This window comes from Arthrobacter sp. Rue61a (assembly GCF_000294695.2).
Lineage (GTDB): Bacteria > Actinomycetota > Actinomycetes > Actinomycetales > Micrococcaceae > Arthrobacter > Arthrobacter aurescens_A.
Genome location: NC_018532.1, coordinates 178033 through 197473 on the forward strand (window position 1 = coordinate 178033; position 19441 = coordinate 197473).

Genomic DNA, 19441 nt, shown 5'->3' on the forward strand with positions numbered 1-19441 from the left:
GCCCCTACTGTCAGAGGTTCACCAATCAGGGTTTCCACCGATAGTGCATACGATCAGGCCATCTCGTCTGTGCTCGACGATGTCCCGCGCACAAATAAGCTAGGTCTGCGGTCGGGGCGGGGAAGGTGCCGCAGGTCAGTGACGCCCAGCAGGTTGGCTATCGACTGATTGTTTTGCGGAGGTATTCGCGCAGGCCTGGGATGGCGAAGTCGACCTTGCCGTATGCGGGGGCTTCGATGAGTCCTGCTGCTATGAGACGGGCCCGGTAGTTGGCCACGACGTTGCTCTTGGCGTTGAGCCGTTTTCCTATGTCGCCGGCAACAACAGGGCCGTCGTCTTCGGCCATGGCACGGAGGAAGTCTTTGTCTTTGTCTGATGCGGTGGAGAGGGCCGCCTCGATGACTGTCGCCTCGTGGCGGCGGGTCGCGGCATTGATGGCTTGGGTAATGTTTGTCTTTTCCAGTGCCATGTTATTGATTTCGGCTTGTCGCCATAGCTGGTAGCCGATGAGCTGGATCAGGAACGGGTACCCTCCGGTCGACTCAGCCGCATACCGGACCAAGCCACTACCGATGCTGATGCCGGCATCGTGGAAAGTGCTGGCGTAGGAACGTTCGACATCGGCAATGGTCGCAGCGTGCAGGTCGATGCGCTCTGCCCGGCGCAGGAACGTTGCCACCCCTTCGTTGAGCAGGTCCGAAACTGCCGCCGGCAGCCCGGCGAAGATCAGTCCTATCGGAAGCCCGTCACGGATGAAGTGCTGGACGTCGGCGGCAAGCTGGGACAGTTCCGCACGGTCTGCCGAGTGTATTTCGTCAACGGTGAAGAGCAGCCCGGTCTTTTTCTCCGCGAGAACGTTCAGCAACTGGTTTCCCAACCGTCTCCAGTCAACCTGGCGCTCGGGCGGCAACTGGGTGGTCACGGTGAACCCTGCCACGCCCAATGCTGTGATCCTGCGCCCGGCCGGGCCGGAGCCGAGTTCATCCAGGTGCAGCCGCATGGTCTCGCCGATCCGTCCCACGAACCCGGGCGTGGCCGTCTCGGGAACAACAACCCACCCTTGCCCGGCGGCCGCACCTTGGGCCGCACTGAGCAGGGCGGTCTTGCCGATGCCGCGGGCGCCTGTGATGATGGTCAGCAACCCGGGCGCCCCAGAGCCAAGCTGCAGGCCGTACTCAAACTCATCGAGCATCCCCTCGCGGCCAATGAGTTCAGGGGGAGTGGCGCCGGCTGTAGGGCGGAAAGGGTTCATCATCGCGGCTCCTGTGAGTCCTTGTGAGTCTTGTGAGTCCCTGTGAGTCTACTCCTCCAAGGCCACTAGCCGAGACTCACTCGTCGTCCTATGATCCATGTCCCGGGGACCAGACCTGGGCATGCTGTACCTGCATCCCGTCGCTGATTGACCACCAGTCAAGGTATGGTGGCACGTGGCCAGCCCAGGCCGCGAGCATGTCGCCTTCGACAAAGCTTCTTTGACCTGCAAAAACGTCGGATTCGTTGACGGACGGGAGTTCTCGCAACTACTTCTACTCCCGTGCTTTGACTGGCAGCGGGACGTGTTGATGTGGGACGAGTTGCTGTTCTAATCAGCTCGAAATCGCTTAGGCTCGGGCAATGAGTAGACCTGCGGATTCCCCAAAATTCGCCCGTGCCCGGGTTGCAAAGGTCATGGAAGTGCTGATCTTCGTGTGTTGGGGGGTCATTGCCGTCAGTTTTGTCGCCGTCACCCTAGCCGGGCATATGCGACCTCTGTCTTTGGTGACACTTGCTGGCGCGATGGCTTGTCTGGCGGGGATCCTTTTCGTTCTCTTCTCGAGCTGGAAAAAGTGGGCGCATGACACCAGCTACTCCCTCTCAGGCAAAGGACTTGGCCTCATTTTTGCATTGGTGGGTGTAAGCCTGTTGTTCGTCGTGTTGACGGTGGTCCTGCAATAGATGGGGTCATCGGTGAAGCGTCGAGATGTATTGCGCATAGTTTGCTGATGAGGCGAGGGCGTGGCGATCTATCGTGGTCGGGGAGTAGCCGAGGGCTTCGGCGATGATGGCCACTGGGGCGAGTTTGGTGAGTTCGTGGAGGGTTCCTAGTCTGGCCGCCCTGCTGCTGAACGAAGCGCTGAGCTGCTCCGCGAGGGTTGAGGCCTGGAGGTGCTGGCCGGGTAAGGCTCCTCGGAATACCCAGTTGCTGTTGGGGTGCGCTGCTGTCTGATGGTGGGTTGGGGTGGCTGCGAGTTCTCGCCAGGGTTCATCGAGCGGTGGCGTAAGTGCGATTTCGACGGTTCCGAGCGTGATGGTGACGAGTTCCTCTGTCACGGTGACGTTGTCCCAGGTTAGTTGGACGATGTCTGAGACTTGTTGGCCGAAGACCAGGATGAGGATGGCTGCGGCGCGGTGTCGAGGGTTCATGTCGGTCGTGTGGCTGAGATTGGTAACGAGTTCGGTCTGGGCGGCGGCGTCGAGCCGCGGGCTGGTGCCGCGGCGGTGAGGCTGCAGTTTCAGGGACGGGTCGATGAGGTTGGTCTTGATTGCCCAGTCAAGAAAGCGTGAAGCGATGCCTCGTGTCGTGGGGCCTTCTGTCTGCCATCGGTCCAGGTGCGCCTCGTTCAATTGCGCGAGTTCGGCGCCTTGATCGGTGAGCCAGTTCAGCAGTTCGATAGCGACGGTGACTGCCTGTTTGGCCCGCAGGAACGTTCCTCGGGTGACTGCGTCCATCTGGTTCATGCGGCGCTGGTGGTGCCAGCGGATATAGCGACGGGTGATGTCGCGGTGGCGCGGGTTGGTGATCCGGTTGAGGGCCTGCTCGGCCCAGTCGCTGAACCTAGTGCTGAGTTCGTCGCGGCGCGGCAGCGCGTTGTGTTCGACCAGTAGGCCGCGGACGTATTCGCGGGTGCGCGATGCCGGTAGTTCGTCGAGGCGGGCGTGGGTGATCACAGGTTCGGCAGCGAGTTGTTGGAGGAACTCGGCGACGTGTGGCTGCTGGATCCAGGTGAGGCCGCTGTTAGCGCGTTTCATGGACTTCAGAGCGGTGGCCGCTGCCTGGAGTTCGGCGGAGGGCGGCTGGTTGTCCGGCGGGTTGAGGATCCGGTCAACGGTCATGGCAAGGATGCATGACCAGCATCGGTTGCCTGAGTGGAGTTCGTCTTCTTTGCCGCATCCGGCGCAGTCGATGTTGAGGCGGACGCCGGAGCATTTCCGGCATGCCGGCCGGGTGTCGACGCGGCCAGGCAGTACCCCTTCGTGGCCGCAGGCGCAGGTGCCGCGGGTTCTTTTGGCTTGCTGGTAGCAGTAGCCGCAGATTCCGCCGTCGGGCCAACGGACCGCGATTTTGTGGTGTTCGGCGCAGCGGGCGCAGGCTTCCGGGCATTTTTGGGGATCGCTGGCTTTGCGGGGCCTAGTCATCTTCGTCCGGTGGCAGTACCCGGATCCGTCGGGCGATCGGCGCCCCGGGTGTGATGCCCAGGTCTTCTGGCCGTTTTGGGGCGTTGGCAGTCTTGGCGGCGCGCATCTGCACGTAGGGTTCAAAAAGGTCGTTGGGCGTGCATTCGAGGATGTCGCAGAGTGCTGCGAAGGTCTGGGCGGGAATGCGTTCGGGTGTTCCGGTGACCAGACGGTGGACCTGGGCGTTGGAGAGGTTGATGCCCCGGGCTTTGAGCAGGGGAAGCAGCTCGGTGGTCTTCCAGAGGTTTCGTTGGGCCATCAGCTGCCGGAGGTTCCAGCGGTAGCCGATCCGTCGCTGTTCAGCCATGGCTGTTCCCCTCGCCGTCGCCCTTGCGTAGCCGCTGAGCGATCATTTTCTGGATGGTCTTCTGTTTGAAGTCCGCCGACACGGAAGTATAGAGGGCCGTGGTGGAGGAGTAGCTGTGCCCGACCTGCTGCTGGATGAACAGGGGGTCGTAGCCGGCTTCGATCAGATGCGTCACGTACGAGTGCCTCAGCGTGTGAAGGGTCAGTTCTTCCGGGAGCCCCGCGATTTTCCTTACCCGCTGGAATGAACGGTCGAAGTTGCGGTGAACAGTCGAGCCGGAGCGCTCCGATGGCCACAGGCTGGCGGACCTGTCAGCGGTAGGAAATCTTTTGCGGCCGTCAGGGGAGAGCCAGTACCCAAGGAGTCCCACCACCCAATCGAACTCCGGGACGGTGAGCACGGTCCGGCGGCGGGGCCCTGAACCCTTGGTGCCCTTTGCCCAGCGCACCTGGAGCGCTCCGAAGCGGCCGAACTGTTCAACGTGCGGGTTGGGGCCGAAATCGACGTACTCAAGCATCACCAGTTCACGCCGACGCAGCCCGTAGGCATAGGCGACCTTGAACGCCGTCGAGTCCCTCAGCGCTGGCAGCCAGCGCTTTGAACCCTTGGCGAACTCGGTGTCGACCAGGTCGTCCGCGGCGTCAAAGAACGACTGCAGTTCGGTCCGTGTGAACGCCCGGCGGCGTGCCGGCACGGCATCGTCCGTCGTATGCCGGGGAGAGTTCCACTCGAAGACCACCTGTACCGGAATGTCGGAAAAGACCCGTTCGCAGAATGACGCCCAGCCATAGCGCCCGTCCGTCAGATAGGAACAGAACGCCCTGATGGCCCCGGAATTGGCCCTCAGGGTTGATAGCGCCAAGCCCTTCTCGGAGCTTCGCCGGTCAGCCAGGAACTCGTCCAAGTGATGCGCCGACCACGTCCACGGATACTCATTCGCGTGCTCCTGGAACCGCTGGATCGTTCCGCACGAGCTCTTGATGTACGACGTTGACAGGCCGCGTGCCAGCATCTGAGCACGCCAGCCATCCAGCATCGCCTCGAAAACACGATCCTCGGCACGCAGCAACCCGACATTCACATTGGTCAGAAAGGCCGGAATCCGCCCAGGTTCGATACTCACAGACCATACTGTACGCAAAAATCTCTCATCTAATGAGACATTACGCCGCTAGCCCGCGCCATCACGCGAGGCCACTCGTTCATGCCCATCGGCCTCGAGGCCTCACTGCATCCGTCTGACCTGCATGAACACCAAAAAGCAATGTAGGACGAGTTCTCTCATCTACTTCTACTCGTCTCACTCAAAAGCCGATAACGGACGTTATGTCAACCCGAAGTGATCCAATTGCAGAATATGCAGATTAGGACCTGGTGATACCCGCCTCCCCGTTTTGGGATATTCGGATGCTGAAGCCGCGCCGTTACAGGGATTCGGATCCGCTCCAGGCTGCGTCGGGCATCAGGCAGGCACGCGCAAAGTGCGAGGCGTTTGAGGTGCCGCGCAGGCGATAATTCCGCCAATTTTCGGGGATTCTTTGACATCGGTTCGCATTTTATGCAGTCTGAGAGCATTATTTGCAGACGCATCGGAGGCACGATGGACCCCTTGGAGGGTCAGGTGATCAGGCTTCCGCTGCGTCAGGGAGCATTTTCCGCGGATGTGGTGTTTGAGGACATGCTCACGGGCTGGAAGCAGCAGCAGCTGGCACGGAACTTCACGTCCAGCACGATCCGTGGGCGTGAGAGCCTGGTCCGCCGGTTCGTGGACCATACGGGGCATTTTCCTTGGGACTGGACGGTTGGCGATGCCGATGAGTTTTTCGCCCATGAGCGCTCAATCCTGAATCTGGCGTTCGCGACCGTGCGTGCCTACCAAACTCATTTGAAGGTGTTTTGCGATTTCCTGACCGATCCTGTCTATGAGTGGGACCGGATCTGCGTTCAGGGGTTCGGCCGCTCCCCCGCCCAAATCATCACCGAATTCAATCGGGCCCGCCACGTCCAGAACAATGAACAGGGACCCACGAAGAGGCCGTTCACCCGGGCGGAGCTGCAGGGCTTCTTCGACCTGGCTGACCTCGAAGTTGAACGGGGCCTGTCCTCGGGGCGTAAGGGTGCGGTCGCCGCCTACCGGGACGCCACCGTGTTCAAAACGGCCTATGCCTGGGGTCTGCGGGCCAACGAAGTCACGCACTTGCAGACCGTGGACTTTTCCCGAAACCGACGGGCGCCCCAATTCGGCGAGTTCGGCGTTCTGCAGGTCCGATACGGCAAGGCGCAGCGGGGCTCACCGCCGAAGAGACGCTCCGTGCTGACGGTCTTTGACTGGTCTCCCGCTGTCTTGGACACCTGGATCCGGAGCGGACTGCCCTGGCTGGCCCCGGCCGTGTCGGAAATCTTCCCCACTGCCAACGGACTGCCGGTTCCCAAGTCCAATTTGCACCGCCGCTTCCGCGACTATATCGATGAACTCGGCTATCCGCCGGGCCTGGATATCCATTCGCTGCGCCGGTCATATGTGACCCATCTCTTCGAACACTTCGGCTTCGACCACACGTTCGTCCAGCGGCAAGTCGGCCACGAACACGCCTCGACCACATCTCTTTACACGTCAGTTTCCAGCGATTATCAGACCAGTGAACTCAACCGCGTGCTCGAGGACATGATTGAGAAGGCCGTCAGGCCGAAGGAGGAAAGAGAGTGAAACGGGACATCGAATACCGGTGGCGGGCCCGGGAAATCATGGCACGGAACGGCATTCGCAACACCCGCGAACTCGTCGAACCGCTGCGCGAACGCGGGATCACCCTCTCCGAGTCACAGATCTACCGCATGGTCAGCCAAAACCCCGAACGGATCTCCTTCCAGCTCCTGGCCGCCCTCTGCGACATCTTCGGCGTCGAAGCGAACGAGCTGTTCACCTTCACGGCCGCCGATGCGAGGTCCAAACGCCAGAAGCAGGCCGCCGCCTCCGGGGAGAACGTCGTCCGGTTCGCTGACGCCTACAAACCCGTCAGGGCCCGGATCCTTGACGACGACTAAGCCCGGCCGCCGCGGACGGCCCCGGTCCGAGGGCGACCACCGGTGCGACCGATGCGGGCGGATGGCCGCAAAGATCCGCGTGACCTGGCCCGACGGCGCCATCTGTGGGATCTGCTTCACCACCGCACTGCGCAACCACGGATCCTGCTCCGGCTGCGGTAAAGAAAGGCTCCTTCCCGGCAAAGCCACCGACGGCACCGACATCTGCAGGGACTGCGCGGGCATCACCACCAACATGACCTGCGAGGGCTGCGCCACCGAAACCGAAAGATTCCGCGCTGGCAACTGCATCCGCTGCGTCCTCCGGACCGACCTTGATGGGCTGCTCCACCCACACGCTCCCCCGGACCTAAGCCTCAAACGCCTGATCGGAGTGCTCGCGGCCGCAGCGAGACCCGAGAGCGTCTACACCTGGATGCGCGGGGCCAACGCCAACGAACTCCTCACGAGTCTCGGCACACGCAGCATCGCGCTCACTCACGAGGCTTTTGACGCTCTTCCCGCGTCACGGTCACTGGAGTACCTCCGGGAAATGCTCGTCCATCACGGCATGCTCCCGGACCGGGACCGCCAACTCGCCGCTTTCGAAGGATGGCTGGCGACCCGCATCCACGACCTCGCCGAAACACCGCACATCCAGGCGTCAATCGAACGGTTCGCCCGCTGGCACCACCTCAAACGCCTCCGCGCAATGGCAATCCCAGGAAAGTCCCTAAACACGGCGGTCCGCTCCGCAAAACAGGAAATCACCGAAACCGGGAAGTTCCTCACTTGGCTCCTGACGGACCACGGACTCACCATCCACGGTCTGAGGCAGGCGCACCTGAATCAATACCTAAGCGACGGGCCATCAACCCGATACGCCATCCGCACCTTCATCGTCTGGTTGATCAAGAACAAGGAGATCGGCAGGCTGGAGATTCCGCACCGTTACGCCGCGACGAAGCCGCTCATCACCCAACAGCAACGCCTCGACCTCATTCGGCATTGCATCGAATCCACGACATCGCCGTTGGGATTCCGGGTCGCTGCCCTGGTCCTGCTGCTCTTCGGCCAGCCAGTTGGCAAGATCGCAGCGTTGAAATGCTCGGACCTGAAGGCCCTGCCCGAAGGACTGCACCTGGGCCTGGGCAACACCCCCGTCCTGGTTCCTGCGCAGATTGCCCCTATGTTCTGGGACTATCTGCACGACCGGCCCAACCAGCAGACCGGCAACGGCGGGAGCCAGTGGCTCTTCCCCGGCACACTGCCGGGCCAGCACATCCACGCCGACGCGATGATGGGCCAGCTACGCGCCTTGGGCATGCACCTCAGCGGAACCCGGAACACAGCTCTGCGCGGCCTCGTCCAAGAACTGCCACCCACCTTGGTCGCAAATGCCCTGGGCTACAGCTACCAAGTCATTCACAAACACGCCGCTGACGCCGGCGTCCCAATGGCCGGCTACGCAGGTGGTGCGCGTTTGACTCCTCTGAGATCCTGACGTGTCTGACCTCGGTTGCAGCACGGTGGGTCCGCGAACAACTAAGGTCGGTCTCGTGACGGGTGATCTGCAAGGCTTCTCCCTGGGGACGTGGCTGCTAGTGCGCGGGGACCTCTTTGGAGTGCACTGCGATCCCCGTGTCCATGATCGCCCTGCCCCGACGGCTAGCAGGAGGTGACCCAGATGGAACGGTTTCTGATACTGCTGGCCATAGTCCTTGCTTCAGTGGCAGTCTGCGTAGCCGGACGCTATCGATTCCCCATCAAGGAAGGATCCCGAGCGGATCACTTCTTCGAACGGCTCCAGTTGGCAGGGAACGTGGTAGCCATCGGAGTGGAACTCCTGCTTCCCGCCGTCACCGGTTTCCTCGGCCAGCCCTTGCTGGCCTACGCGGCCGCAATCCTCCAAGTTTTCGCTGTGAGCATCTTTCGAGTCCAGCTGCCTCCAATTCGGGCGGTCCGCCCCGGGACAGCCGCTCAGCACTCAGTAGGTGAACCGGAACTTCGCCGCACTCGATGGCCCTACCAAACGGCCTTCGCACTGGGATACGTCCTGCTCCTTGCTTACGTGGCGTCCATATTCGGTATGTATTTCTAATAGCCGACTGCAGCAAGGAACGAACGGGAAACCGACAGCGAAGCGGGAACTGCAGCGCCCGCATAGGACTCGGAGCGATATGTGCAGTTCCCGCTTATAGAGGTTGATATTGTCTCTGAAGCATCAGAGGCATCTTGGCCGCAGGCGCTACTGGAGTCCGAACAGGTTCTCGTCTCCACACGTCGTAGGGTCTGCTTGGGGCCTGGGCTTAGGCTTCGACACCTGCTGGCGCTTCAAGACATTCTCGCGTTGAACGTTGACTCCGTACCCTCCACGGCAGACGCAGTGAATCATCGGGCCGGAATCGTCGACTATCGTGAGCCAGTCTTTGTGATGCTTGCGATGGTGGAAGTCAACGATGCTCGACATGTCGGCCTTGACCTGTTCCACCATAGGACCGCCGGCGTCGCCACTGGGACGCCGGCGTGCGATTACTGACTTCACTCCCTGCACTAGAAGTTTTGACCCATCAGTCGCCATGATTTCCCCCGAGTGTCGGTTGCAGTGTGCCTATAACTCTATAGGCACACTGCGGTGGCTAATCAGCTGGCGACTTCTGTCGGCAGCGGTGCGGCGACCTGTGGAGCCAGACGTTCGCCTAGCTGCAGCCCTCCACGAGGCAACCATTAAGAGAAGGAAGGAATCAACAGGCAGACGGGCCGACGCCAAGAATACTTCTCGGCGAAGCGTCGCAACTCAGTGACCATGGCTCCGGTAGGGGCATAACCGTCCAGCCGCTTGATCAGGAAGTCTCGGGCTGCAACCGCCCTGTCGTTGGCAGGCCTGGCCATAAGCAGTGCCTTAACATACGGAGTTCGGCAGCGAGCTGGTGCATCTAGCCCAGCAACTTGGAGTATTCCGCCTGCGCATTTTCTCTCACCATGCGGCCCGCTTCCTGAGGACGAAGAAGGAGACAACCCGTCCCTCGTTGGACTGGAGCATGGGCCCAGGAGCACTTTGCCGATGGCTGGCTGTTCCCGGCACAAAACTCGGGTGCCCGTTCGATTTGTTCGGCCAGGTGTGACGCGGATTTGGTGCGCTCTGCTGGGGGCGGTGCGTTGAGCGTCCAGCTCCTCAGACCAGTTGTCCCTGAGTTTCTCCAGGTCCCGTTGCCAGCGGCACGGCCAGGTACAGGCACACCCCACCGCTGGCAACCCACTGCAGCGCCACCATGTCGATTTGCCCGGCACGTTCCAGCAGCTCGGAGGGCGGGGCCCTGCGCACCCTGGAATGGATCAGCCGGCGGTCCCAATCTCGTCGTTTGTGGGCCCTCCGGGACTGGGTATACGTTCTTCCTCCCTGCTTCGACGGCTTGCGGAGACCAGGGCCCCATAAGCGATGTCGCGGCATCCATTGCCCAGCTGCAGGCCACCGGTGGGACGTGACAAACACGAAAGGGATCTAATCCCGGCTCGCGCAACCTGGGTTAACGGTCCACTGGCGCAGCCTGTGTGTCTGTTGAAGCTGCTGGCTTTGAGCCAAAGAGGCGTTCGCGTTCGCTGGCGATGATGTCCCTTGCTAACTCTGCCTCCGAGACATCAACGGCCTCAGGCGCGCTGCCGGCTGTTTCACTGACGCGGGCGAATTCCTCAAACAGTTCCTGCTTGCGTGCCAGAATCTCTGTCAGTCTGCGGTCAACACCCTCCTCGGAGAGCAGACGGTGGACCTGGACGGACTTAAGTTGACCCATGCGCCGAGCTCGGGCAATCGCCTGCCACTCGGTAGTTGGTTTCAACTGAGGCTCGCAGATTACGACAACTGATGCGGCCTGAATATTGAGACCGACACCACCGGCGACGATCTGGGAAACGAGCACGGCACCGTGTCCAGCCTCTGAAAACTGGTCCACCATGACCTGTCGCGCAGCAGCCGGCACCGATCCGGTCAAAGGTCCGAAAACCCTGCCGGGCAGTACTTGAGTGACGCGGTCGAGGACATCGCGAAATTGCGAGAACACGATCACGCGGCGACCGTTGTCTTCGGCCTCCTGGACGATCTCAATAAGACGCTGCATCTTCTCGGACTTGGTGCCACTTGCCATAGCGGACCGCCGCATTGCCATAAAGTTCCCGGCGGCGACGGCGTCTGTGTAGACGGCCGTGTCCTCTTTCGAAAAGGGCAGCCATTCGTCAACCTCGACCAACTCCGGCAGCTCGGTGAGGACATCTTCCTGGTTACGGCGGAGATAAGCTGGTGCGACCTGCCTTCTGAAACGATGCGGTGCCAGTTCGCTGTCATCAACGACGAGATCGGGGCGGAGATAGCCGACCAAATTACGAAACTCACCGATACGGTTTTCCAAGGGCGTTCCAGTGAGGAGAATGGCTCGGTCGGTCTGACTGATCATCCTCGCCGCCCGTTGGGAGCGTTGGGCGGCAGGATTCTTGATGTAATGTGCCTCGTCAACCACGACGCATCCGATGGTCACCGGCTCAACCCCAAACGCTTCGAACCAGGCCAATGTTTCGAAGGTAGTCACTGCGATGCCACCGTGGCGGAGCCAGCTCCGCGCCGCTGCCGCTCGTCCGGGGCCATGCACGCGGTGTGGTCGGAGTTTGGACTTTCCCTGGATCTCGCGGACCCAGTTGGTCACGACTGCAGCTGGGCAGACCACCACCGAATGGTGATCTCCCCTGGAGCGAAGATGAGCCAGGACGGCTAGCGCTTCAACGGTCTTACCTAGACCCATCTCATCGCCGATGATCACTTTGCGCTGGGCGAGGGCAAATCTGGCACCGAAACTCTGATAGCCGCGTAGCGACGCTGACAGGTGTTGTGTGTCGAGTTCGATTTTGCGGACAGCCTCAACAATCTCCTCTGAAAGGTCACCGTGGGCCTTCTGCTCGTCTTCGGTAGTGAAGCCAAGTTCATCCAGCAGCGCGAAGTAATCCGCCGGGCGAAGGAGGAAGTCGTCCCAAGAATCGTCCGCCGCGACAGCAGGAATCATGGCACCAACCTGCCGGGCACGTTGGATGACGGCTTCTGTTGCTCCGGTGAACTCTGAGGCTTGCTGGTCACAAGCGAGAATGACGAGGTGCGTGACGCTGTGATCAAGGGTCCGTGCCAGTGGCGTCAGGGAGTCTTTTAGGGCCAAGTCGCGGGCAGCACCCTTGATCTGCCGGACGTCATCCCACACAGCAAGTCGCCGCAGCAATTCGCCGGTTAAAGGAGTGCGGTTCTTAATGTCGATCCGGACAGGCGTCTCATCATACGTCGTCTGCCAAAGTGTCCGTGCTGCACCATGCATCCGGGTAGCTGTGGTGGCCCCGATCCCCGGAAGATGTGACAACCTGGCACCGTAGTCGAGGACTGCCTGTACGGTAGCAATACCGTTCTCCAGAAGCGACCCGATGCGCAAACGGTCCCGCGTCGCCTCCTTAAGTCGTTCCACGGGCATCTCAACCAACAGTCGCCGGACCTCCTGCTTCCGAACCGCTTCACCGGCAGCAGTGGCATCGGCACGGAAGACTTCCTCTTCGCGCAACGCCCCATTGATGGCCTCAATTGCCTTCGGCAAGGATGCAACGGCCGCGCCCGAGAGGATGTCCTGGCTTTTGCCGAGGTCCGCGATCCGAGGACTCAGGCCGACCCAGTCTTGCAAGGCAGCAGAGAGCGGAACTTCTGAAAGGTCGTCATCGGAGCGGCTCAGGCGTTCCAGCAGCATTGGGACACCAGCGTTCAACGCCCACTGTCGGTAGTCGTCCAGGTACTTAGTCGCAGCTGCGCCGGTTTCACGGGTCTTGCTGCTCAGGAAGAACCGGCGCACCCCCATCATGGCTTTCGCATCGTCTAATGCAGCGGCGACGTTAGTGAGAAGGCCTTCGATGGCGTTCTGCTCCTCCAAGCTGATTGTCGGGAGGCGAGCCTGGCGAGCAGCTTTGGCCAGGCGGCTACTGTCGACGGGACGCAGCGGCATGACTCTCCAGGCAAGCCGTCCGTCACACCAAACTTCGGCAGCACTGTGGCGGAGAGCGCCGACAGCTTTGTCACCTGACTTTTCCACCTTGGAGCGGCCCGCCAGCACCGAACGAGCTTGGCCAAGCCATTGGCTGACCTCCTGTGAGGTCGCACTTAGTCGTTGGCGTTCGTCCCGGTCCATGGCAGCCCTTCAATGATCAGCTTTTGTTGCAAAGATTAGTGCAGACCACCGACGAACCCGCATTGTTTGTCTTGCCTGTCCTATATGGTGAATCGACTGTCGACTGAAAGGTCACCCATGCTGCTGGAAGAGCTTAAGACCGGCTTACGAATCGCAGGACTGATTCCTGCTGAGGTCATCACTGTGCTCGCCGCTCAATGGCACGGCACAGACGCCCTGGAGCTGACGTATAAAACGTCGGCCGGCAGCCTTGGCCAACAAGTCGTGTTCCGCAAAGATCAGGACGCCTTGACCGTCGCCCAGACCGGCAGCCGTGCCTTCGATGCCAATGCCGCAGACTTCAAACTCGTGGCCGAGGCCCAACGAATTTCCTTGGCTGGCTTGTTCGACCCAATGCTGGCCGTGGCCACCAGCGACGTGCAGCCTCTGCCGCACCAGATCCGTGCCGTATACGGAGAACTGCTACCCCGAACCCCGCTTCGCTTCCTGCTGGCTGATGACCCGGGAGCCGGCAAGACCATCATGGCCGGGCTCTACATCAAGGAACTGATCTTGCGCGACGACGTGAAACAGTGCCTCATCGTTGCCCCTGGCGGCCTGGTGGAGCAGTGGCAGGATGAACTGTTCTTCAAGTTCGGACTGCGCTTCGATCTGCTGACAAACCAGCTGATCGATGCCAACGTCAACTTCAACGTCTTCGAATCCAACCCGTTGCTCATCGCCCGGATGGACCAGCTTTCCCGCAACGAGCAGCTCCAAGCCCAGCTCAAGGAAACTGAGTGGGACCTCATCATTATTGACGAAGCGCACCGCATGGGCGCGCACTACTTCGGCGGCAAGCTGGAAAAAACCAAACGATTCCAGCTCGGTGAATTGCTCGGGGAAATCACCCGGCATCTCCTGCTGATGACCGCTACTCCCCACTCCGGCAAGGAAGAAGACTTCCAACTCTTCCTGACACTGCTTGACCGCGACCGGTTCGAAGGCAAAAACAAGGTCACCGCTGACACCAGCGGCCTCATGCGCCGAATGGTCAAAGAAGACCTGCTCACCTTCGAAGGCAAGAAGCTCTTCCCCGAGCGCATCGCCGAAACCGTCCCTTATCAGCTCACCTCATTGGAGTACGAGCTGTACGAACAGGTCACGAGCTACGTCCGGGAAGGCATGAACCGAGCCGACAGGGTCGGTGGCAAGCGAAAAAATACCGTCGGCTTTGCCCTCACCGTTCTCCAACGGCGCTTGGCTTCAAGTCCCGAGGCGATCTACAGGAGCCTGGTACGCCGCTCGGAACGACTCGAACGCAAGAAGCAGGAACTCCTCAACGGAACGTACGTCGAGTCCGAGCCCAACATAGATCTCGAGGGCCTGGACACCGACGACTTCAACGCTGAAGAAACCGAGGTCCTGGAAGAGGAACTTGTCGACGCTGCGACCGCTGCCCAAACAGTCGAAGAACTCAACGCCGAACTCGTCGAACTCAGCGGCCTCGTGAACACAGCGAAGCATGTCCGCGACTCCGGCACGGACCGCAAGTGGGCCGAACTGTCCACGATCCTCCAAGACAACGCCCTGATTACGGACAACAACGGCTGGCCGCGAAAGTTGATAATTTTCACCGAGCACCGGGACACGCTCAGTTACCTTCAGGCCCGCATCGGCTCGCTCCTGGGCAAACCAGACGCCGTGAGAGCTATCCATGGCGGTGTGCGGCGCTCCGAGAGGCGCCAGATCACCGAAGAGTTCACCAAGAACCATTATTGCCAGATCCTGCTTGCCACTGACGCGGCTGGCGAAGGCCTGAACCTTCAGGCCGCGCACCTAATGGTGAACTACGACCTGCCCTGGAACCCGAATCGAATCGAGCAGCGCTTCGGCCGCGTCCACCGTATCGGCCAGGAAGAGGTTTGCCGGCTTTGGAACCTCGTCGCCGCCAATACCCGGGAGGGGGAGGTTTTCACTCGACTGCTGGACAAGATCGAAGAGCAGCGCAAAGCATACGGGGGCAAGGTCTTCGACGTTCTCGGCGAAGCGTTCAATGAGACGCCCCTTCGCAGCCTGCTCCTGGACGCCATCCAGTACGGCGAACGGCCGGAAGTGAAGGCAAAAATGCACGATGTCATCGATGCCAGTGTCGGGGATGGTCTGAAAGACCTCCTCGATGAACGCTCACTCGCCTCTGAACACCTCGCAGAGAGCGATCTCGCTGCGCTCCGTGCCGCGATGGACGAAGCACGCGCGCGGCGACTCCAACCGCACTACATCGAGCTGGCGTTCAAGGCCGCCTTCGCGAGACTGGGTGGCCGGATTGCAAGGCGGGAGAAGGGGCGCTACGAGATCGCCAACGTGCCAGCCCACATCCGGGCCAGCAAGCACGGGCCCATCGCGACCAAATACGACAGGGTTACTTTCGACCTGCCCTATGTCCAGCCTGACGAACTCGCCCGTGCGGATCTCCTCGCTCCCGGCCACCCCTTGCACGATGCCGTCATGGACGAAGCAGTTCGCCAGTTCGGCGGCACCCTGAACCGGGGTACCCTGCTGGTTTCCTCAACGCTAGAGGAACCCCATCTGTTGGTGGGAGTCGTCGAAGAAGTCGCCGACGCTTCTGGCACAAGCGTTGCAAGGCGCTTCGGCTACGCCTACGTCGACAGCTACGGCACCGTCACACCGGCTGGCCCCGCACCTTACCTTGACTGCGTTGCAGCCCCTGACTCCCCTATGACAATGGCAGCACGGCTGTTCAACTGGCTTCCTGACGCCGAGGACAAGGCCAAAAGTTGGATCATCTCCAACCGCCTTCCCGACTACCTCGCCGAAACTCAGCCGCGTCGCCACGCCGAGCTCCATAAAACCCGGCTACTTGTAACCAAACGTCTTGAAAGTGAACGCGACCGTTTGCTCCTGGACGCTGCCGTCGCGGCCGAGAACGAAAGGGCAGGCCAGAAAGCAAAAGAATCGTCCGAAAGCCTCAACAGAAAGGCCGTCGAACTCGATCTCCGTCTGCGCCAACGCCTGGCGCTGCTCGAACAGCAAGCCCTTATGTCCACCAAACCCCCGCACATCCTCACCGCGGCGCTCGTGCTACCCATCGCCATGCTTGAGAATGACCTTCCATCCAACGCTCCCATCCACGCCACAGAGACCAAGGAAGTTGAACGTCGTGGTGTCGACCTCGTGCTAGCCCGAGAACGGGCCCTTGGGCGGCACCCAGTTGAGCAAGCATTTAACAATCCAGGTTTCGATATCCTCTCCACTGAAGCAAGCGGCGACACCTACCGCATCGAAGTGAAGGCACGCATCGACGGGGCCGACGACTTCTTCGTTACCCACAACGAAGTTATGACCGCCAAGAACGCTGTGCCCCGTTATCGACTCGCTCTTGTCCGGGTAGACCAGCGCGGAGCGCAATACGACGAGGTCCGTTACCTCGACAACCCTTTTGCAACGACCGACCTTGGTGACTTCGACGCCACCGGAATTCGTGGTGACTGGGCCAAGATGTGGGCAAAGGGGACGGAGCCCTTCTGAGAGCAATGCGGCGGCCAGCGCCTGTTGATCCCGGCCGTCAGTACTCGCCCAGTGTTGAGTCGTGCCAGCTTGATTTCGATGTGGACAGATCCTTCCTAGGACCCCACTAGAGTTAGACGGGAATCGCGTCGGCAACTGGCAGATGCGTAGGTGAGTCCTCTTTGGACTCAGAGAGGACTCACGGAGTAAGTGCAGAAACGGAAATTGATCGAGGTGGCGTTGCCTTTGGAGGCAATCAACCGAGAGTCGGCGCGCGAGAAGTCGATCCGGCATGGACACCCCTCGACGCTGCACCTCTGGTGGGCACGCCGCCCGCTGGCCGCGGCCCGCGCTGTGCTATTTGCGCAGCTTGTCGATGATCCCAGCGCGCACCCTGAGGAATTCCCAACTGAAGAGTTGCAGAGGAAGGAGCGGGAACGCCTCCACGCTTTGATCGAGCGGTTGGTTGTTTGGGAGAACACCCGCGACGAGAAGCTGTTCGCGGAAGCCCATGCTGAGATCCTTAGATCGACTGACAACAACCCGCCGGCGATCCTGGACCCCTTTGCTGGTGGTGGGACCATCCCACTTGAGGCTCAGCGGCTCGGCCTAGAGGCGCATGCCTCCGATCTCAACCCGGTTGCTGTACTAATCAACAAGGCCCTCATCGAGATCCCGCCAATGTTCCGAAATCAACCTCCAACTTGGCCCGGCTTGGCGGAATCCGAGATCCCCGACTGGAGGGGTGCCAAAGGTTTGGCCGCCGACGTCCGCGCTTATGGCACTTGGATGCGGGATGAGGCGGAAAAACGAATCGGCCACCTATATCCCAAGGCCACTCTCGCCGACGGCTCCAAAGCCACCGTCATTGCTTGGATCTGGGCTCGTACTGTCACCTGCCCCAACCCCGCCTGCGGTATTGAGATGCCCCTTGTTCGTTCCTGGTGGTTGGGCAAGAAGAAAGGCAAGGAGGCCTACGTAATCCCCAGAGTGGTTCCGGACTTGAGTCACCCCTCGGGGCAGAGGGTCACGTTCGAGATCGGTCATGATTCAGCCGGGGCGCCCACGAAGGAAGCGGACGGTACGATGTCCGGCCGCCAAGGCGGCGTCTGCATTGTGTGCGAAGCTGTGGTCGAGAAGGACTACATCAAGGACGAAGGTCTCGCGGGCCGAATGGGAGCGAGCTTGATGGCAACCGTTGCTGAAGGTCCGCGGCAGCGACTCTACTTGGCGCCGACACCCGAGCATGCGGCCGCGGCAAACATCGATCGCCCGCACGACGCCCCGGACCAAGAGCTCGGGTACGATCCGCGGAATCTTTGGACTCCACAGTACGGGCTTACAAGGTTCTCGGACCTCTTTACAAACCGACAGCTGGTAGCGCTGACCACATTCAGCGACCTTGTTAGCGAAGCCCGGCAGAAGGTCCGCGCGAACTCCGGAGACGAGGCATACGCCGACGCGGTGGCAACCTATCTCGGCATCGCTACGAGCAAGCTCGCAGACATCGGCAACGCTTTGGTCAATTGGTCGCCGCCGATGGACCAAGCAACCCATCTGTTCACTAGGCAAGCCATCCCTATGAATTGGCACTACGCCGAAACGCAACCCTTTGGCAAGGCCGCGGGATCCATTGTCACGAGTATCAATGGGCTGACAAAGGTCATCGACAGTGTTGGACAGGTTGGCGGGATTGCTCGCCAGGCTGATGCGATCAGCGCCGTGAATACCACAGCGCTGATCAGCACAGACCCGCCGTATTACGACAACATCGGTTACTCAGACCTCTCTGACTTCTTCTATGTCTGGCTGCGCCGCTCCCTACGCCCGGTGTATCCCGAGTTGCTTTCGACGATGCTCGTTCCGAAAGCGGAAGAGCTGGTAGCCAACCCATATCGTCATGGGGGAACTTCGGGTGCCGAGCGCTTCTTTGAAGACGGCTTCCGACAGGTGTTCGCCAATGCCCGCAAGTCGGCTTCCGCGGAGCTGCCTATCACCGTGTATTACGCGTTTAAGCAGAGCGAGTCAGATGGCGCAGGTGAGGCATCGACGGGTTGGGAGACGCTTCTTGAAGGTATGGTTCGATCGGGCTGGGAGATCACCTCGACGTGGCCAGTGCGCAGCGAACGAGGGGCAAGATCGATCAGCATTGGTACAAATGCGCTTGCCTCCTCCATTGTGCTCTCGCTGCGGCCTAGGTCCGAGAGTGCGCAGACGATCGACCGGCGCGAGTTCATCGCCGCGCTGAAACACGAACTCCCGGATGCTCTGCGAAAGCTTCAGCAGGGTCAGATCGCTCCCGTGGATCTGCCGCAGGCGGCAATCGGGCCAGGAATGGCTGTATTCAGCCGCTACAGCGGCGTGGTCGAGGCCGATGGGAAAAAGATGACTGTCCGATCTGCGCTGGTGCGGATTAACGAGATTCTTGACCAAGTGTTGAACGAGCAAGAAGGTGATTTCGACCCGCCTTCTCGGTTCGCCATCGCCTGGTATCGACAGCACGGGTACGGTACAGGAAGCTTCGGCGACGCCGATAATCTCGCTCGTGCCCGCAACACGAGCGTCGATATTATGGGCCGCGCTGACATACTCACCAGTCGCGCCGGCAATGTCCAACTCATCAAGCCCGGCGACCTTCCAACGGATTATGACGTTCTGAAGGACATCCGCACGAGCAACTGGGAAGTGCTGCATCATATTGTCAGAGTGCTTGAGGAGTATGGCATCGCTCCAGCGGGCAATTTTCTCCAAACTGCGCTAACTCGATCTGACGCGTCTGTCGATACGGATCTGCTGAAGGAGCTGGCCCACCTCTTGTTCCGTATCGCAGAGGCAAACGGCTGGACCAAGGACGCGCTGTCTTTCAACAACCTTGTGACCAGTTGGCCCGAGATCCTCGATGCCGCCAGCACGCAGAAGAAGCCCACAGCCGCCCAGGGCACTTTCCAATTCGACCAGGAGGACTGAG

At 60.7% G+C, this 19441-nt stretch carries 13 protein-coding genes; 7 read left to right on the top strand and 6 right to left on the bottom strand.

The features are described from left to right. Window positions 1-157: 157 nt before the first annotated feature. Window positions 158-1255 carry an ATP-binding protein gene (locus tag ARUE_RS22565; protein WP_014923523.1) on the bottom strand — a complete coding sequence of 366 codons (1098 nt, stop codon included), beginning with the start codon at window positions 1253-1255 and terminating at the stop codon, window positions 158-160. A 359-nt stretch (window positions 1256-1614) separates the two neighbouring features. Between ARUE_RS22565 and ARUE_RS22570 the strand changes: the two genes are divergently transcribed. Beyond that, window positions 1615-1935, top strand: coding sequence for a hypothetical protein (locus ARUE_RS22570; RefSeq protein WP_157693461.1), 321 nt, complete (start codon window positions 1615-1617; stop codon window positions 1933-1935). A gap of 6 nt (window positions 1936-1941) precedes the next feature. On the opposite strand, the gene ARUE_RS22575 is transcribed toward ARUE_RS22570, so the two are convergent. From ARUE_RS22575 to ARUE_RS22585, 3 genes are read right to left on the bottom strand one after another with little or no spacing between them, the layout of a single operon-like run. Beyond that, window positions 1942-3396: a site-specific integrase gene (locus tag ARUE_RS22575; protein WP_014923525.1), complete on the bottom strand. Its 1455-nt coding sequence runs from the start codon at window positions 3394-3396 to the stop codon at window positions 1942-1944. Further along, window positions 3389-3742: a helix-turn-helix domain-containing protein gene (locus ARUE_RS22580; protein WP_014923526.1), complete on the bottom strand. Its 354-nt coding sequence runs from the start codon at window positions 3740-3742 to the stop codon at window positions 3389-3391. The genes ARUE_RS22575 and ARUE_RS22580 overlap by 8 nt, the downstream gene beginning before the upstream one ends. Then, window positions 3735-4865, bottom strand: coding sequence for a tyrosine-type recombinase/integrase (locus ARUE_RS22585; RefSeq protein WP_014923527.1), 1131 nt, complete (start codon window positions 4863-4865; stop codon window positions 3735-3737). Before ARUE_RS22585 ends, ARUE_RS22580 begins: the two co-directional genes overlap by 8 nt. 477 nt (window positions 4866-5342) lie before the next feature. Here ARUE_RS22585 and ARUE_RS22590 point away from each other — a divergent pair, with 477 nt between their 5' ends. From ARUE_RS22590 to ARUE_RS22605, 4 genes are all read left to right on the top strand, one after another. Continuing rightward, window positions 5343-6449 carry a tyrosine-type recombinase/integrase gene (locus ARUE_RS22590; RefSeq protein ID WP_014923528.1) on the top strand — a complete coding sequence of 369 codons (1107 nt, stop codon included), beginning with the start codon at window positions 5343-5345 and terminating at the stop codon, window positions 6447-6449. Then, a complete protein-coding gene (locus tag ARUE_RS22595; RefSeq protein ID WP_014923529.1) occupies window positions 6446-6787 on the top strand; it encodes a helix-turn-helix domain-containing protein in 342 nt (113 codons plus the stop codon). Before ARUE_RS22590 ends, ARUE_RS22595 begins: the two co-directional genes overlap by 4 nt. A 61-nt stretch (window positions 6788-6848) precedes the next feature. Next, window positions 6849-8270, top strand: a complete 1422-nt coding sequence (locus ARUE_RS22600; RefSeq protein ID WP_014923530.1) for a site-specific integrase — start codon at window positions 6849-6851, stop codon at window positions 8268-8270. Between the two features lie 183 nt (window positions 8271-8453). Beyond that, a complete protein-coding gene (locus ARUE_RS22605; protein ID WP_043471913.1) occupies window positions 8454-8867 on the top strand; it encodes a hypothetical protein in 414 nt (137 codons plus the stop codon). A gap of 626 nt (window positions 8868-9493) precedes the next feature. Here the strand turns inward: ARUE_RS22605 and ARUE_RS24330 are convergent. Together ARUE_RS24330 and ARUE_RS22615 are read right to left on the bottom strand one after the other, a co-directional pair. Beyond that, window positions 9494-9658, bottom strand: coding sequence for a hypothetical protein (locus tag ARUE_RS24330; protein WP_014923533.1), 165 nt, complete (start codon window positions 9656-9658; stop codon window positions 9494-9496). 635 nt (window positions 9659-10293) lie between these two features. Further along, window positions 10294-12966 (bottom strand): DEAD/DEAH box helicase, encoded by a 2673-nt coding sequence (locus ARUE_RS22615; protein WP_051025141.1) that lies wholly within the window; start codon window positions 12964-12966, stop codon window positions 10294-10296. Window positions 12967-13083: 117 nt separating this feature from the next. On the opposite strand from ARUE_RS22615, the gene ARUE_RS22620 reads away from it, so the two are divergent. Together ARUE_RS22620 and ARUE_RS22625 are read left to right on the top strand one after the other, a co-directional pair. Further along, a complete protein-coding gene (locus ARUE_RS22620) occupies window positions 13084-16494 on the top strand; it encodes a helicase-related protein (protein WP_014923536.1) in 3411 nt (1136 codons plus the stop codon). 189 nt (window positions 16495-16683) lie between these two features. Then, on the top strand, window positions 16684-19440 hold the full coding sequence (locus ARUE_RS22625) for a DUF1156 domain-containing protein (protein ID WP_014923537.1): 2757 nt from the start codon (window positions 16684-16686) through the stop codon (window positions 19438-19440). Window position 19441 lies beyond the last annotated feature (1 nt).